Origin of the sequence: Sorangium sp. KYC3313 (assembly GCF_052075895.1) — a bacterium.
In the GTDB taxonomy this organism is placed as follows: domain Bacteria; phylum Myxococcota_A; class Polyangia; order Polyangiales; family Polyangiaceae; genus Sorangium; species Sorangium cellulosum_B.
The window spans coordinates 10,921,825-10,937,963 of sequence record NZ_CP197255.1; the positions used below are offsets into that span (position 1 = coordinate 10,921,825).

The following is a 16,139-nucleotide window of genomic DNA, read 5'->3' on the forward strand; positions in this document are numbered from 1 at the left end:
GTGGGCAAGCTGTTGGTGCCGGACGAACTCTGGGAACGAATCGTACCTCTATTGCCGAAAACGGAGCCGAAGCCGCAGGGGGGCCGGCCGCGTACGCCTGATCGGATCGCGCTGACCGGTATCTTGTTCGTGCTCAAGACCGGGATCCCTTGGGAGTATCTCCCGCAAGAGCTCGGCTGCAGCGGCATGACGTGCTGGCGCAGGTTGCGCGACTGGCAGCAGGCTGGCGTCTGGGATCGGCTCCACGAGGTCTTGCTCGATGAGCTCGGCGAAGCCGATAGGATCAACTGGGAGCGTGCTGCGCTGGATGCCTCGCTGGTTCCGGCAAAAAGGGGGGTGAAAAAACTGGCCCGAACCCCACGGATCGCGGCCGGCCGGGCACGAAATATCACCTTCTGGTCGATCAGAATGGTATCCCGCTCGCCGTCGAGATGACGCCGGCGAACGTCCATGACTCGAGGATGTTCACTCCTATGGTGGACGCGGTGCCGCCGATCGCGCGTCCTTGCGGCCGACCGCGGCGCCGCCCCAAGAAACTGCATGCCGATAAGGCCTACGACGACCCGGCCCTGCGGTTGGCTTGTCATCTGCGCCACATCGTGCCCCGCATCGCTCGCAAGGGCATCGAGTCGTCGGAGAAACTCGGCCGTTACCGCTGGGTCGTCGAACGGACGATCGCTTGGCTCCGGCGCTTCCGGCGCTTGACCGTGCGGTATGAGCGCCGTGCCGACATTCACCGAGCGTTCCTCCTGCTCGCCGTATGCCTGATCTGCCTCAACTATATCCCGACGGGCTTTTGTTAGGCGCTCTTAGATACCGTATCGTACAGCTCGGCGCTCCCCAGCACAGAACCCGCATTCTGCCCACCCACGACGAGCACCTTGCCATTCCCGAGCGGCGTCGCCGTGTAGTTGGCGCGCGCTGCGCTCATGGCTCCTATCGGCGCCCATATCGGGTCGACCAGCACCTCGTCGCTGCCCGCGTCGACCCACAGCGCGATCGTCGCCCCGCGCACCTCGAGCCGCGCCTCGACCGGCCGACCGCCGCTCGCATACGCCGCCGGCGCCGTCACCCGCAGCCGCGCCGCGCCCGCGTCGTCGACGACCTCGACCGCGTCGCCCTGCTGTCGCAGCGTCGCGCCGTCGACCTCCCATTCCGCCACCGGCGCGCCGCCGTTCGCCACGCCGGCATCGAGGAGCAGCCACTCCTCGTAACCAGCGTCGACCGCAGACCAGAACGACGTCCCGCCCTGGCGCCGATACGCCACGGCGCGCTCGACGACCGCGCCCTCGCCCTCGGCGCCGATCTCGCGCACGCCGATCTCGAAGCCGCCGGGCAGATGGAAGCGAACCTTCCCTTCTCCGCTCGCAGGCAGCACGGCCTTCAGCCCGCCGCGGCGCTCGAACCGAGCCTCGATCTCACGGGTCGAACCGCCTGTCGAGGCGAGCGCGAAGCCTTTGTCGACCGCGACGAACCCCTCGTCGCCCAGGAGCACCTGCGCCGCCTGGCCAGGGAAGCGAAAACGCAGCTCGTCGCCCCCTGGCGGCGCGGCGTCGAGCGCGCATCCGAGGCCGCTCAGGAAGAGCGCTCCGATGAGGAGCGCGGTGAGCCGTATAAATGATGAGAAAGGTAAACCCCGAAGCACGAAATGGACACGCGTCATGAATGCCCCCTTGGCAGGAAGAAAAGCCCATCAGGCCCGCATGGTATGGAGCGCGATGAGGCTCGCGATCGAGAGCGGTCGGGGATCGCACGCCGCACACGGGGACGCAGAGCTTGGCTTCCGGCCAACTGCGCCATCGCGGCTCGCGTCCCCGGCGCGAATGAACCCCGCTTCTCGATCAAAAAAAACCGGAAGTTGACCCCAGTTTGAAAGATGACACACACCATCTGCTCGATTCGCTTCTCGGTCAAGTTCAAATTTCCGCCACGTTGAGCGACGCTCCGCGCGCTTCGATGCGAACAGGCGCAACGGTCGCCTCTCCAGAGGCTCGCGACCCCATGCACGTCGCCACGCGCACCGCATCCAGACGCGTCCTTCACGCGCTCGACACGCGAGAGCGGCACGACGGCCAAGCGTGCATGTACACGAGCGTCCCGCCCTTGTCGTTGAACGCGGCGTGCGGCCCGTCTCGAACCTGTTGGTATTGTCCGCCCCGGCAACAGGCTCAGCCCCGTCGAGGTGCGGCGCTCAGCGCCCGCCGACGATCGCGTCGCGACGGAATCGTGCGGCACGCCCTCGCCGGGGCGGCCCCCTCAGGCCGCGCCCCCGCGCTTCACGTCGTACCGGAGCAGCGACACGCCGTTCGCGTACGACGTCGCGCCGAGGAGCGCCAGCTCGACCTTCCTGGTGCTGCCGCCGAAGAGCCGGATCCCGTGCCCGAAGACGATGGGATTCACCTTGAGGACGAGCTGATCGATGAGGTCGTGATCGAGGAGGAAGCCGGCGAAGGCGCCGCCCCCGCAGAGATAGATATCGGCCCCGTCGCCCTCCTTCAGCCGCTTCAGGGCCGCGATCTCGTCACGGTCCACGACCTCCACCTCGGCGCCCTCGCCGAAGCGGAGGGTCTTCGAGAAGATGTAATGTGCCATGTGCGGGTAGGCTCGCTTCCCGGGGACGAGCCCGAAGGGATAGCCCCACTCGTACGTCCTTCGCCCCATCACGACGGTGTCGTAGCCCTTCAGGCGCTCGACGTAATCGGCGGCGTGCTCTCCTTGCATCGCGAAGCCGTCCACCGAGCCGTCCTCGTGCGAGATGAAGTTGTCGAGCGTCACCGCGATGTCATAGACGATCTTTCTCATTCGAATCCTCCTTGATACGCTGTCCTGAGCTCGCCGGGGGTCCGTCCATCGAGCGCACCGGGTCCTGGCGCGTCGAGGCCATTCTCATCGCGCCGCTCGCGCCAGCGCCACCGGAGAAAGCTCGCCGGGGGGCTGTCGAGCCCCTCCGGCTGGCTTTGTCAGGGTTCAGGCTGTTGGATGCTCTGGCGCGCCTTGCGCGCTTCGCTGCGTCCGGTGCAGCGCGCTCCCCGGCTGCGCCGGGATCACTCGGCGATGTGGGTCAGCAACGAGCCGGCCACCGGCATGTAGTTGCCGATCACCATCGGCTCCGCGCCGGCCGTGAACTCGAACGGACCCACCACGTGGATCACCTCTCCACTGGAGCCGCCGCCTTCACCGCCCGCGCCGCCGACACCGGCCGAACCGCCTTCGCCGCCCGCGCCGCCGACACCGGCCGTGCCGCCTTCGCCGCCTGCGCCGCCGACACCGGCCGAACCGCCTTCGCCGCCCGCGCCGCCGACACCGGCCGTGCCGCCTTCGCCGCCCGCGCCGCCCACGCCGCTCTCGCCGCCGGCGCCGCCCACGCCGCTCTCGCCGCCGGCGCCACCGTCGCCGCTCCACCCGCCGGCGCCGCCCTCACCGCCGGCGCCACCCTCGCCGCGCTCGCCGCTCGGTGCGGCGCCTCGCGCGGCGCTCGGAGCGCCGGGTTTCGTGACGGTGATGGAGTCGACGTAGACGACGGTCGGGTTGGTCCAGGGCCCGGTGCCGCCCGCCGTGAGCTGAAGTCCAATCAACTTCACCTGCGTGCGTTGGAAGGAGGGCTTCGACCCGGCCAAGGCGTCGACATCGATCGTGATCTCTTGCCAGTCTGCCAGGCCGGAGATCGAATTCCACGAATAACCGATGTTCTGATAGCCCAGCTCCACCCCGTTTTGCACGAACGGCTGCACGCCGCCGCTGGTGCCGGCGTGGGTCCTCACGCGGTACGTGACCGTGCTCCCCGTCAGGTCGACCGGCGCGGCGAACTCGATGAAGAACTGCGTCGCGGTATTCGCGGTCGTGAACGGCACGGACAGCCGCGCGCAGCCGGAGCAATGCTCCTCCGGGACCGAGCCGCCGCCGCCTTCACCCGAGCTGCCGCCGCCTTCGCCCGAGCTGCCGCCGCCGCCAACACCCGGGCTGCTGCCGCCGTCGCCCGAACCACCGCCGCCGTCGCTCGAACCACCGCCGCCGTCGCCCGCACCCCCGCCGCCATCCGCGTTTGAACCGCCATCACCCGCGCCGCCGCCGCCGTCAGAGCCCGAGCTGGTCGAGCTCGACGACGTGCTGGAGGTGGACGAGCTCCCGCCGCCCGTCCCGCCCGCACCGCCGCTGCCGGTCGACTCGTCGTCACCGCAGCCCGTCATGGCGAACGCGCCAACCAGCACCCCGTACGCCGCAAAAGAAAGTACTGATCTCATCGTGACCCCTCCTGGATAGGCCCCCGCGAGGCTGCGCGACCTAAGCCGCCGTTCGCCGGAGCGGCTCTCACCGCACTCGATCTCTACCGAGCCAGCCCCGCAAGCAGCGACATTATCCCGGACAGACGACTTTCTCAACAGTCCGGACGTGCGAATCCGTCGCCAAAACCCAACACGCTCGGCATCGCTCGGCGCTGGCGCCGCTGCGAGCGCGGCAGCCACATGAGACCACCTGCGGAGCCGAGCAAAGCGGGGCGCGGCAGCCACATGAGACCACCGGCGGAGTCGAGCCCGAGCACAGCGCGGCATCCCGAGAGCGCGGATCAGCGCGCTCTCATGCCAATCGCTTCATCAGCGACCGTCGTCGCCGCGACGACGCCACCGACGGCGCACCTCGATCATTCAAGGCACCTCCGGACGCGGCAGCGCTCTGCTCGTCGAGCCCCTCGCCGTCGCGCCCGGAATCGTCGTCAGATCGGTTCAGATGGATTGCTTCAACACGCCTCGTGAACCTCGCTGACGGGGTACAGCGGGCGCCACGGGATAGCCAGGGGTCACGGGGCGACGTGGGTCACCGTCGAGCCTTCCACGGGCTGGTAATTGTTGATCTCCATCGGCTCCTCGCTCGTCGTGAACTCGTACGGACCCATCACATGAATCACATCGACGCTGGAGCCGCCGCCTTCGCCGCCTCCGCCGCCTTCGCCGCCTCCGCCGCCTTCGCCGCCTTCGCCGCCTCCGCCGCTCGCGCTGCTGCTGCTGCTGCTCGAACTGCTGCTGCTCGCGCTGCTGCTGCTCGCGCTGCTGCTGCTGCTCGCGCTGCTGCTGCTCGCGCTGCCGCCGCCTTCGCCGCCCGCGCCTCCGGCCCCGGCCACCCCACCCGCGCCTCCTGCGCCGCTCATACCCCCCGCGCCGCCATCGCCGCTGGTGCCGCCCGCGCCTCCGGCGCCGCTCATCCCCCCGGCGCCGCCCGCGCCTCCGGCGCCGCCCGCACCTCCGGCGCCGCCTTCGCCGCGCTCCCCGCTAGCGCCAAAGAAGAAGCGCTGGCTGCTCGGAGCCCCTTCGCCCGTGCCGGGTCTCGTGACCGTGACGTAGTCGACATCGACGACGGTCGGATTGGCCCAGGGCCCCGTGTTGCCCGCCGTGACCTGAACCCCGATCATCTCCACCTCGGTGCGGTTGAAGGATGTATTTGTCGGAGCCAGCGCATCGACATCGACCTTGATCTCCGTCCACTGTCCCAGGTCGACAAGCGCGTTCCACGAGTAGCCGATGTTCGCATAGCGGAGATCGCCCCCGTTCTGCACGAACGGCTGCAGACCGCCGCTCGTGCCGGCACGGGTCCTCACGCGGAACGTGACGGTCGCGCCGGTCAGGTCGACCTTCTCGTTGAAGAAGATCATGAACTGCGTGGCCTGCATCGCCCTCGTGAGCGGCACGGAGAGCCGCGCGCAGCCAGGGCAGCCATCGCCCGGATCAACGATGCCTCCACCCACACCGCCGCCGGCACCGCCACCTGCGCCGCCATTACCGGTGGTCGCTGCGCCGCTCGAGCTGCTGGTCGCGCCCGAGAGGCCCGACGATGTGCTCGGGGGGAAGGGGAAGCCCCCGCCCGTACCGTCCTGGTACGCGGGGTTGTCCGTGCAACCCATCACGGCGAACGCGAAAACCAGCAGCCCACACCCCGCTGTAGAACGAACTGTTCTCATCCTAGCCCCTCCTAGATCCATCCCGCGAGGCCCCGCGGCCCATGCCGCCGTTCGCCTCCAGCGGCTCCGATCGCGCCCGAGAGCCAAACAGCACGGGACGAGACTATCCTGGACAGAGCAACTTCTCAACAACACGGACGTGTAGATCCGTCGTTACAGTTCAGCGCATTTCGCGATCACCGACGGCGGCGCCAATGCGCGTGAAGAGGCCACATCATGCCACCTGCGAAGTCGCGTCCGGAGCGCGGGCGCCCGCCGGCGCCAGCGGCTGAGTGTCCCTGGCTGCTCGGCCGTGGTGCCATGTCGAGGCCACGGGGGCGCGCGCCGCGCGGCGCCCGCGGCGCGGCCCATCGGTCATCGGGGCGCAGGGCTCAGCGCCCGCCCGACGACGGCGCCGCGGTGGGGTGGAGTAGCATCATGGCAATGGCGATCACATAAAACGAGAGGCCGACCAGCAGGAACGCGATGGCGACACGGTAGATCGAGGTCTTGCGATCGCGGTAGGCGAGCGAGGCGAAGAGCCAGCCGCGCAGGTCGTCGCCCGGTTGCTGCGTGAGCCAGCGGATGTGCTGCACACCCCAGACGATCAGGGTCGCGGAGAGCAGGACGATCGCCACGCCGGCGATGATCAGCCCCTGCGCGTGGGGGCTGGTGCCGGCGATGAGGCGGCCCGAGAAGCCGGTCGTGGTGATGACGATGCCGCACAGACCGATGAGCACCTGGGCGCGGTTGTGGAGGACGGCGAACTGACGCTCCAGGATCCCGTGGATGACGTCCCATGTCCCGGCGCCGACGAGCTCGACGAGCCGGTCCACCTCTTCCTCTCTCTCGATCTTCTTCATGACAGGCGCCCTAGCACCGCGGCGCCCGCGCCTCATCACGCCGCGCCGCGCGCGCGACGAACAGGGCGAACGCCGCGCTCGTCAGCGCGACGAGGAGCGCGCCCGAGGCCCACAGCACGGGGCGGTGCCCATAGCGATCGACGCCCATCCCCACGACGGGCCCGAGCAGCACGAAGGCGAGGCGGAAGAGGAAGCTGCGGAGCGAGACGCAGCTCGCGCGATCGCCGTCGGGCGCGAGGCGCTGCTCCTCGTGGTGGAGCAGCGGCATGTGCAGCCCGCGCACGAGCGTGAGCAGGAAATAGAACGCGACCCCGAGCACGTGGCGCGAGAGCGCAAGGCCGAGGTACCCGACCGCCACCAGGACGACGCACGCGAGCAGCGTCCCCGTCATGCCGAGGCGGCGGCCGGCGCGCTCGCTCAGCATCGAGCCGAGCGCGGTGGTGAAGCTCGCGACGGCCCACATGGGGCCTATCCACGCGACCGGGGCGCCGGCCTCGGTCGCGTACAGCGCCATGAGCCACGTCGGCAGGTACGACGCCAGCGCGAGCGCGACGCCGAGCAGCAGCACCGCGCGGAAGTCGGCGCGCTCGAGCAGCGCGTCGCGCACGATCGCGCGCATCCGGCCCAGGTGGTCCTCGACCTTCGGCTCGGCGCGCCGGGTCTCGCCGAACCGGAGGGCGATCCCCGCCCCGAGCGCCCAGGCCGCGGCCTCCATCGCGAACGGCAGGCGGGACCAGCGCGCGTAAAGGAAGCCCGCGGCGAGCGCCGCGCTCCCCGAGGCGATCTGCGCGATCGAGCGCATGCGGCCGTACCAGCGGGCGAACTCGTGCTCCTTGCCCTGCTCTCGCAGCGAGTCGAAGAGGAGCGCGGAGTCCGCCCCCGAGACAAGGGAGAACCCGACGCCGAGCACGAGCTCGGCGAGCAGCACCGACCAGAGCCCGCGCGCGAGCGCGTAGAGGACCCAGCCGATCAGGATGCAAAAGGCGGCGATCACGAGCGCGCGGCGGTGGCCCAGGCGATCGGCGATGTAGCCCGACGGGAACTCGAAGAGCACGATGCTCAGGCTGAACGCGCCCTGCACCGTCATCATGGTGGCCACGCTCATGCCGATGTCCTGCGTCCAGAACAGCGGGAAGATGGCCGCCGGGAACATCAGCGACTGAACGCCGTGGTAGACGCAGATGCGCCAGGGGTTCTGCTGGACGGACGACATGGCGGGGAGCCCTGGGGCCCGCGCTGCTGCGGGCGCGCCGGACGCCTAGAACTCGGTCCCGATCCTGTACCTGAGTTGCCCCGTCTTCAGCGAGAACACGTAAAGCGCCGTCCAGCTGGCGAAGAAGACGTCGTTCGCCGAGATCGCGATCCCGGACGAGACCTGCGACTTCTTGTGGACCTGCACGTCCCACAGCCGCTTGCCGGTGCCGGCCTCGAAGCAGGCGAGGCGCGTGCCGTCCTTGTGATCCTTCATGTCATAGGGGATGACCAGGAACCCGCCTTCATAGGCCCCCACGTCCACCCCCGTGGCCTTCGTGGTCAGCGGGTCGACGCCGGGCACCACCGTCGTCCAGAGGACCTTCTTCTTGTCCACCGCGGCCACCATGCCGACCTGGCTGCCCTTGCTCCGGCCACCGAGCAAGAACCGCGGCCCGGGCCCGCTCGGGATGATCGCGCCGCGCACCGACATGCCCTCGACTTCATGCGAGCCGGGCAGCCCGAGCTCGTCGAACTCGTGCCAGCGGGCGAACCGATACCCGGGCGCCTCTTCCTGGATCGAGCTCGGGACCGCCTTGCAGGCCGCGTCCTTCGCGAGCTCGCGCCGCTTCCCTGTCGCCGGCTCGAGCCCGTGCTTCGCGTCGTCGACCGTCTCGACGACGATCACACCGTCGCCCTCGCACAGCCGCCTCGCCTTCTCGCCGAGCAACGCCGACCACGACGGCGCCCCGGTGCGCAGGTCATAGGCCTGCACCTTGCCGAGCGCGTCGATCGAGATGAGACGGCCGGAGGCGATCGCGCGCCGCGCCTCGTGGTTGGCCGCGTCCTTGGTGAGCGCCGCCGTCTTCCAGATCGGCTTGCCGTCGCGCCCGTCGTAGGCCGCGATCCACTCCTCGCCGCCGGGGACGTTGCTCTTGCCGATCACGTCCGGCGCGCCGTCGCCGTTCACGTCGGCGAGCATCGGCCGATCGCTGAAGTACGCCTTCGGTCCCAGGCCGACGAGCGGCGCCGACCGGCCCTTGGACGGCCCCGACGCGCTGAACATGACGGCGCCGGCGACCGCGCCGGCCACGACCATGCCCATGACGACCGACATCACGATGACCCCCGCCGCGTTGCTGGACGGCGGGGCGACCCGGACGACGTGCATGCCCTGCGGGATCGGCGCGGTGGTGGGCTTCCTGCCGCGATCGATGAGCGACCGCGCGCCGCAGTACTGGCAGGTGACTGCGTCCATCGCCGGCTGAATCGGCAGCGGGGCGCCGCAGCGCGGACACCTGGAATCGACGATCCGTGCCATCGTCCCACTCTACACGAGCTCGAGACCGACTATTTCTTCTTCTCGCGCTCGCCCGGGGCCGCGCGCGACGCCGCGCGGCCCGAGGGCGGGGGTTCCAGCAGCGCCGCGCGGGTGAGCCCCTTCCCGCCGAAGCGCTCGGCCACCTCCGCCACGACGCCCTCGAGGCGCCGGCGGCGCTCGGAGGCGACAGGGAACAGGCTCAGCGTCGGGCCGCCGGTCTCGCTCGTCAGGTCGCTCGCGGCGACGCCGACGAGCCGCACCGGCCGCGAGAGATCGAAGCGCGAGAGCAGCCCCTTCGCGCAGGTGTAGATCGAGTCCGTGTCGCTGACCGGCTCGGACAGCGTCGTCTGGCGCGTCCGCAGCGTGAAGTCCGCGTACTTGAGCTTCACCACCACCGCGCGGCAGGACAGGCCCGCCTTGAGCAGGCGCCGCGCCACGCGGCCCGACAGATCGAGCAGCCAATGCTCGATCGGCTCCCTGCCCCGGAGGTCCTCCTCCACGGTCTCCTCCGCGCCGATCGACTCCGCCGCGCGGCCCGGGACGACCGCGCGCTCGTCGGCGCCCGCGGCGAGCAGCCGCACGTGCTCGCCCCACGCGGGGCCGAGCAGCTCGTGGAGGCGCGGCGCGGGGCAGCGCGCGAGATCGCCGATGGTCGCGAGCCCCGCCGCGCGCAGCCGCTCGGCCGCGCGCGGGCCCACGCCCCACATGCGCTCGAGCGGCAGCGGCGCGAGGAAGGCGGCGACGTCGCCGGGGACCACGACGAGGCCGTCGGGCTTTCGCAGATCGCTCGCGATCTTCGCGGCGAACTTGCAGGGCGCGACGCCCGCGGAGGCCGTGAGCCCGGTCTCGTCGCGGATCGCGCGCTTGATCTGCGCCGCGATCGCCTCGCCGTCGCCGAAGAGAGCGCGGCTCGCGGTCACGTCGAGGAACGCCTCGTCGAGCGACAGCCCCTCCACGAGCGGCGTGAAGCGGCGGAAGATCGCGAAGACCTGCGCGCTCACCTCGGCGTAGCGGGCGTGCCGCACCGGCACGACGATCGCCTGCGGACAGCGGCGGAGCGCCTCCACCATCGGCATCGCCGAGCGGGCGCCCGAGGCGCGCGCCTCGTACGAGGCGGCCGCGACGACGCCCCGCCGGGAGGCGCCGCCCACCAGGACGGGGCGGCCTCGCAGCGACGGGTCGTCGAGCTGCTCGACCGACGCGAAGAACGCGTCCATGTCGATGTGGAGGATCTGTCGCATCGCGGGGCGCCGATCGCACCCGAGAAGCGCGCCGGGATCAACCGCCGGAGCGCGCCAGCGCGCGCCGCGAGCCGCCCGGGTCGGGTCAGCCGCCGGGCGGGCCCAGGATCACCGGCCCTGGCGAGAGGACGTGGGTGCCGTTCATCAACCACACCGCAATCTGGCTCGTCCCCAGGCGTTGCCACACGACATCCGCCATCAGATCGGCGTTGACGTCGCCGGCGGTGATCGCTCTCCAGCCGTCGCCGATCGGCCCGGGGATCACCGGCCCCGCGGCGAGGAGCTCGACGCCATTCATCAGCCACACGGCGACGAGGCCCCTCTCCTCGTTGGTCCAGAGCACGTCCGCCATGCCGTCAGCGTTGAAGTCGGCCGCCCAGAGGACGTCCCATCCCTCGCCGATCGGCCCGGGGATCACCGGCCCCCGCCCGATGACCTCCGTGTTGCTCATCAGCCATACCGTCATCAGGTTGTGCACCTCGTCGTTCCAGATCACATCCGCGATGCGATCGAAGTTGACGTCGGGCACGGAGCCGATCTCCCAGTCGCCGCCCGGCCCCGGGATGAACGGGCCCGGCGCGAGCAGCTGGAGGCCATCCATCAGCCACACCGTCATCAGGTTCTGCTCGTCGCTGTAAAAGAGCACATCCGAGGCGGCGTTGCGGTTGAAGTCGTTCGGCCGGATCACCCAGCCTCCGCCTCGCGGCCCGGGGAGCATCGGGCCCTGCGCGAACGGCCGGCCTCCGTCCGTCAGCCAGATGGTTATCAGATTCCGCTCATCGTGACGCCAGATCACGTCCGCCATGCCGTCGAGGTTGAAGTCGTTCCCTATGGCGATCCAGCCTCTACCGGCCGGCCCACGGACGATCGGGCCCGGCGCGAGCAGCTGGACTCCGTCCATGAACCAGATGGCCATGAGGCTGCGCTCGGGGTCGATCCAGAGCACATCCTGCTTTCCGTCGAAATTGTAGTCGATCGCCTGGATGACCCGCCACCCGTAGGTGCTGGCCCGCTGCTCTGCGACCCCGAGGGTGGGAGCCGCAGCCGCCGCGGATCCGCCCTCGTCGAGCAGGTCGACGCCGGCCGCGCAGCCGAGCACGGCGTGAATCGCGGCGGCGGCACACAGATACTTGGTCACGACCACAGGACTCGTCACGCTCGCCTCTCTTGCGCCGGGTGCGCGGCAAGGCCGCCGATCCTGGGGGGGAATGCGCGACCTCGCCCGTGGGCACGCCGCTCACGCGCCTCGTGGGACGGCAAGCGGCAGTCCATCCGGGATCGGCCCTCGGACACCAAGGCGAGCGCAGCGGTCGCGGCCCTCGTTGGGCTCCGTATCGCAGGCTTCTTCGGGTTCTCGAAGAAGTGGGAAGGACGGTACTGACATCCTCGCCCGGAGCGGTGATGCCGGTGCGAGCGCTATGCCTGGCAGCAGAACGTCGACGGCTCGGCCGGCAGCAGCTCGCCGGTGGGCTCACCGCCGCTCGGGGCGCAGCCGCCGGGATCCACGGCCACGACCTCCGCCGACTTGCTGCCGAGGGCGACGCCGGGCGGGGTGACCCCGCAGAACGGCGCCATGGAGCTGACGAGGTTCGATGCGACCTGCTCGGCGCACGCGCCGTCGCTGTAGACCGAGGCCATGACGATGCACGACGCGCCCTCCGGCTCCCCGCAGCCGCACTCGGAGCAGCCGCGCGTGTCGTCGGCACCGCCGTAGAAGACGTGCCTGTCCAGGTAGGGCTCTTCGCACGTCACGTCGCCCTCGTGGAAGATGCACGTCAGGAAGCCGCCGGGCGGCGGGACCCCGGGCTGGTCCGGCGAGGGCATGCAGGTGCTCCGGTCGCCTGGGCACTCGGTGTAGGCGCCGGGCAGGCAGGCGAGCGCCCGGGTCTGCCACGGATCGAGGAGCGCCGGCGGCGGGGGCTCGTCGACCCTCGGCGTGCAGGCGGCGGCGGTGACCAGCACGGTGGGCGCGTCGATCGAGATCGACTTCACACACGGCTGCCCGCCGCAGTCCTGGCCAGCGGAGATGGCGTTCTCGGCGGTGCAGGCGCCGTCCCAGCCGTCGGGCGCAGCGAAGGGGGTCGCGACGCTGCCGGGGTCGCCGGCGCAAGTCATCGAAGAGTGCGCCGACCAGCCCAGCGGGAGCTGGCACGAGGCGGTGGCCGCGTCAGGCGGATCGCACAGGCAGGCCGCGCAGGCGAGCGGCGCGGGCGCCAGGTCGGCGAACCCCTCGTAGCCGACGTTCGGCGCGGCGGCGGGGCAGTCCGGCACCTGGTCCCGCGGGCCGAACCAGAGGAGCGCCGGGCCGAACCAGCCGAGCGGCGCCGGTGGGACGCAATCGCCGGCGCAGGCGGTCTCGTCGCCGCCACCTGCACCGCCACCCCCGCCTCCGCCCCCATCCCCGCCATCGCCCGCATCCCCCGTGCCTGCCTCGGGATAGGGGCACGCCGAATGCTGGCCCCATTCCCTTGGCTGACACGGGCCTTCGATGGTCGGAGTTTCGCCGCAGCCCGATAGCAACAGAAGACCGACGATCGAAGAGGAGCAGATGCGCATGCCGCGCAGACTACCCGAAGCCAATGCAAGCGCGCAATTGGCCTCTTTCTTCGTGCTTCCACCGCGCTCGTCATTCCGATGTCCTTTTCGAGATTCTCACCCGATGTTCTCGGCCGGATGTTCTTTTTCCGAGCGCCAGTCAGTTCGTGGCCGTAATGCCTAGCCCGAAGACGCCGCCGAGCGGCGGTGACGTCCAAAAGACGGCGCCTGGCGTAGCTCTGTCGTACGGTCTACGCCTGAGCCCCGCATCGTCCACAATCCAGGTCGCCTCGGCATACCCGAGCACGGACCACCTGCCGGAGAGGGGCCACTCGGCGCCGAGCCGCGCCCCGAAGCCGAAGAGGACATCGCTACGCGAGCGCATGGTCCACGGGTCCCGAGGGGTAAAGCGAACTGCACCGAGGGTGGCGAGCCCGCATCCGAACAGCAGGCGGCCGCGATAGCAGGCCACAGTAGCGGCTGTGAACGCCCTGGTGCCGACGGGCACCGCTTCCACCTCCTGCGCCAGGGCTACGAACCCCCTCCCCTCCACTGCGACCGACCACTCGGACCAGCGAGCGCCCGCGGACAGCGTCATCCCGGCCGCCATCCCCGGCGTGATCCCCAGGCCCAGGGTCGCCCCGAGCCCCGCTTCGAGCCGCAGCCGCTCCGGCGGAGCCAGCGCCGCCTCCGGCCGGAAGGACGCCTGCGACGGCTCGGCCGGCCGAGGTGGCTCCGGCGCGGCACGGTGCGCTTGCGGGGGCGGCGCCGCGGGCGGCGAGGGCTCGGCCAGCGGCGAGGGCTCGGCCGGCGGCGATGCCGGCTCCCGCGCGCTCAGGACGCGCGCCACGATCGCCAGGGCCACGCCGGAGAGCAGCTCCTCGCAGCCGCTCCGGGTGCCGAACCCGTCAGCCCACCGGGTATCGCCCTCGCGGTCGCGCAGCGCCAGCAAGGCGGTGAGCTCCGGCCCCTCCTGCGCGATGCGGACCGTGAGCACCCGCGGCGCGTCGTCCTGGAACGGGTCGGCGCCGAGCCGGCGCGCCACCTCCGCGCGCAAGAACGCGTCGCCTGGGCAGCTTTCGGCGCCCGGGCCCCGCACGACCTCGATCCGCATCGCCGCGCGCGGCGCGTCCGGCGCGGCGCGGGCGTCCCCGGCGCCAAGAAGGACAGTGGCCGCCGCCACGGCGGAGCGCGCCGAGCGCCCCGCGCCCCGGAGCGGTCCGGTGGCGCAGAGGCCGCGGGCCGGTGGCGCGCCGAGCCCCGGTCTCGGTCTCGCCCTGGACCGGCTCATCGCGCCGGCCCTCTCCCTGACGCGCCCGGCTCCTGATGGGTGAGGCGCGCCCGGGCTGCCGTGCGAAGCTGCTCTCGCACGGACTTCAGCCGCCCTGCGGGGAACCGCGCCTCGTGCGCGGCGAGCTGCCGGAGCGCCCCGGCGGGATCGCCCGTGGAGAGGCGCTCTTGCGCCGCCGCGAGCAGCCGGCGCTCCTCCGCGAAGGCGTCCTCCCGCGCGCCGGCCGGCGGCGCCGCCCGCGGCGCGGCCGGGCACGGGCGCGCGGGTGCGTCGACCGCCGCCGCCACCGGCCGCGATTCCGGGGTTTGCTGCGACGGCGGCGACGGGGGAGCTGCACGGCCGGCGCTGGCCGCGGGGAGCTCGTAGACCAGCGCCGCCTCGAAGCGGCGCGCCCAGGCGGGCCGCGACGGGGCGAGGGCAAGCAGCACGGCGGCGGTCGCGGCGCCGCCCGCCGCGGCGGAGCCGACGGCGCGGCCGAGGCGGGCGAGCCGCGCTCGCTGACTCGAGCCGGCAGGCGCGCCCGGCACGCCGGCCAGCGGTGCGGCGGCGCTCGCGCCGCCGTCGCGCACGAGGAAGTCGGACGCCAGGGGAAGCACGAGCCAGCAGGCGCGCAGCGCCTGTCGCCGCTCCGGGCGCAGCCGCTTGACGGCGGCACGGTAGTCCTCGCGGGCAAGGCGCAGCCGGTTGCTGGCGGTGTTGTAGTTGAGGCCGAGCTCGCGCGCGATGTCGACGAGCGGCACCTCGTAGGCCTCGTGGAGGACCAGGAGGACCCGCCGCTCGGGCGCGATCGTCAAGAGCACGTCCCTCGCGACCTCCAGCCGCTCTTGCTCCGCGATGCGCTCCTCGCTGAGCGGCGCGGGATCGATGGCCTGGTAGCGCGACGCCGGACGCAGGCCGTCGGGCACCTCGCGGCGGCGGTAGGCGCGATCCAGGTGGTGGCTGACCTTTCGCCACGCGATCCCGAACACCCAGCGGGCCTCGGGGCTGCTGTGCTGGCGCCGGCCCTCCCGGCGCAGCGGATCGCCCGCGGCCCCGGCCTCGCGCTCCGGCGGGGACCAGGCGGGGTCGAACCGATCCAGGCTCTCGTACGCCGCGAGCAGGACCTCTTGCAAGACGTCGTCGATGTCGGGCTCGGCGACCCCCAGGAGCCGAAGCGCGCGGGGGAGAATTTCCACCGCAGCAGCGTGAACGGAATTCCATGTATGGTCGCGGGAGGAGCCTTCGGCGGGGAAAAGAAGTGCGCTCATATTCTCAAATTGCGCGGAGCTTTCCGGGGTTGTTTGTAAAACGCGCCTCCCGGTGCGCGGGGTTGGAGGCACGCCGCCCGCGGTGGGAGGCGCCCCGGTCCGCCGCGATCGCCCCAGGCTAGCTCCGCTGCCCCGGCGCACCGGCCGCGGTCGCCCCTGCCTGGCTCGGCTGCCTCCGGCGCACCGGACACGGTCTTCCCGGGGCAGCCACGCTGCCCTCCGCACACCGGACACGGTCTTCCCGGGGCAGCCACGCTGCCCTCCGCGCACCGGACACGGTCTTCCCGGGGCAGCCATGCTGCCCTCCGCACACCGGACACGGTCTTCCCCGGGCAGCCACGCTGCCCTCCGCACACCGGACACGGTCTTCCCGCGGCAGCCACGCTGCCCTCCGCACACCGGACACGGTCTTCCCGGGGCAGCCACGCTGCCCTCCGCGCATCGGACACGGTCTTCCCGGGGCAGCCACGCTTGCCTCCGGCCCCCCGGATACGGTCGTCCCTGGCTAGCTCCGCTGCCTT

Annotated in this window: 13 protein-coding genes; 1 reads left to right on the plus strand and 12 read right to left on the minus strand. The window is 71.5% G+C overall.

The window, feature by feature from the left end; genetic code table 11:
- Window positions 1-803 (plus strand): IS5 family transposase gene (locus ACSRUE_RS41540; RefSeq protein WP_441285630.1). Its coding sequence is split into 2 segments (ribosomal slippage): window positions 1-325 and window positions 325-803, totalling 804 coding nucleotides; the frame shifts between segments, so codons are not numbered across the junction.
- On the opposite strand, the gene ACSRUE_RS41545 is transcribed toward ACSRUE_RS41540, so the two are convergent.
- From ACSRUE_RS41545 to ACSRUE_RS41600, 12 genes are all read right to left on the minus strand, one after another.
- Window positions 800-1,663: a kelch repeat-containing protein gene (locus ACSRUE_RS41545; protein WP_441288387.1), complete on the minus strand. Its 864-nt coding sequence runs from the start codon at window positions 1,661-1,663 to the stop codon at window positions 800-802. The genes ACSRUE_RS41540 and ACSRUE_RS41545 overlap by 4 nt on opposite strands.
- Window positions 1,664-2,256: 593 nt before the next feature.
- Complete coding sequence (locus ACSRUE_RS41550) at window positions 2,257-2,802, minus strand: dihydrofolate reductase family protein (protein ID WP_441288388.1); 546 nt, start codon at window positions 2,800-2,802, stop codon at window positions 2,257-2,259.
- Window positions 2,803-3,044: 242 nt separating this feature from the next.
- Window positions 3,045-4,241, minus strand: a complete 1,197-nt coding sequence (locus tag ACSRUE_RS41555) for a hypothetical protein (RefSeq protein ID WP_441288389.1) — start codon at window positions 4,239-4,241, stop codon at window positions 3,045-3,047.
- A gap of 554 nt (window positions 4,242-4,795) precedes the next feature.
- A complete protein-coding gene (locus ACSRUE_RS41560) occupies window positions 4,796-5,950 on the minus strand; it encodes a hypothetical protein (RefSeq protein WP_441288390.1) in 1,155 nt (384 codons plus the stop codon).
- Window positions 5,951-6,321: 371 nt separating this feature from the next.
- Window positions 6,322-6,792: a hypothetical protein gene (locus tag ACSRUE_RS41565; RefSeq protein ID WP_441288391.1), complete on the minus strand. Its 471-nt coding sequence runs from the start codon at window positions 6,790-6,792 to the stop codon at window positions 6,322-6,324.
- A 10-nt stretch (window positions 6,793-6,802) separates the two neighbouring features.
- Window positions 6,803-8,005: an MFS transporter gene (locus tag ACSRUE_RS41570; protein WP_437769698.1), complete on the minus strand. Its 1,203-nt coding sequence runs from the start codon at window positions 8,003-8,005 to the stop codon at window positions 6,803-6,805.
- 45 nt (window positions 8,006-8,050) lie between these two features.
- Complete coding sequence (locus ACSRUE_RS41575; protein WP_441288392.1) at window positions 8,051-9,241, minus strand: outer membrane protein assembly factor BamB family protein; 1,191 nt, start codon at window positions 9,239-9,241, stop codon at window positions 8,051-8,053.
- Between the two features lie 92 nt (window positions 9,242-9,333).
- A complete protein-coding gene (locus ACSRUE_RS41580) occupies window positions 9,334-10,545 on the minus strand; it encodes a DNA polymerase IV (RefSeq protein ID WP_441288393.1) in 1,212 nt (403 codons plus the stop codon).
- Between the two features lie 85 nt (window positions 10,546-10,630).
- A complete protein-coding gene (locus ACSRUE_RS41585; RefSeq protein ID WP_441288394.1) occupies window positions 10,631-11,683 on the minus strand; it encodes an FG-GAP repeat domain-containing protein in 1,053 nt (350 codons plus the stop codon).
- A gap of 278 nt (window positions 11,684-11,961) precedes the next feature.
- Window positions 11,962-13,101, minus strand: coding sequence for a hypothetical protein (locus ACSRUE_RS41590; RefSeq protein WP_441288395.1), 1,140 nt, complete (start codon window positions 13,099-13,101; stop codon window positions 11,962-11,964).
- A 139-nt stretch (window positions 13,102-13,240) separates the two neighbouring features.
- The gene (locus tag ACSRUE_RS41595; RefSeq protein ID WP_441288396.1) at window positions 13,241-14,263 is read right to left on the minus strand and encodes a hypothetical protein; all 1,023 of its coding nucleotides are present in this window, start codon (window positions 14,261-14,263) and stop codon (window positions 13,241-13,243) included.
- A gap of 104 nt (window positions 14,264-14,367) precedes the next feature.
- Entirely contained in the window at window positions 14,368-15,546 is a 1,179-nt protein-coding gene (locus ACSRUE_RS41600; protein WP_441288397.1) for an RNA polymerase sigma factor, read from the minus strand.
- Between the last annotated feature and the right edge of the window lie 593 nt (window positions 15,547-16,139).

Bases quoted from the DNA above. Each gene is read 5' to 3' on its own strand.
- ACSRUE_RS41560 (WP_441288390.1), bottom strand. From the start codon at position 5,950: ATGAGAACAGTTCGTTCTACAGCGGGGTGTGGGCTGCTGGTTTTCGCG.
- ACSRUE_RS41550 (WP_441288388.1), bottom strand. From the start codon at position 2,802: ATGAGAAAGATCGTCTATGACATCGCGGTGACGCTCGACAACTTCATC.
- ACSRUE_RS41555 (WP_441288389.1), bottom strand. From the start codon at position 4,241: ATGAGATCAGTACTTTCTTTTGCGGCGTACGGGGTGCTGGTTGGCGCG.
- ACSRUE_RS41570 (WP_437769698.1), bottom strand. From the start codon at position 8,005: ATGTCGTCCGTCCAGCAGAACCCCTGGCGCATCTGCGTCTACCACGGC.
- ACSRUE_RS41590 (WP_441288395.1), bottom strand. From the start codon at position 13,101: ATGCGCATCTGCTCCTCTTCGATCGTCGGTCTTCTGTTGCTATCGGGC.
- ACSRUE_RS41580 (WP_441288393.1), bottom strand. From the start codon at position 10,545: ATGCGACAGATCCTCCACATCGACATGGACGCGTTCTTCGCGTCGGTC.
- ACSRUE_RS41545 (WP_441288387.1), bottom strand. From the start codon at position 1,663: ATGACGCGTGTCCATTTCGTGCTTCGGGGTTTACCTTTCTCATCATTT.
- ACSRUE_RS41565 (WP_441288391.1), bottom strand. From the start codon at position 6,792: ATGAAGAAGATCGAGAGAGAGGAAGAGGTGGACCGGCTCGTCGAGCTC.
- ACSRUE_RS41575 (WP_441288392.1), bottom strand. From the start codon at position 9,241: ATGGACGCAGTCACCTGCCAGTACTGCGGCGCGCGGTCGCTCATCGAT.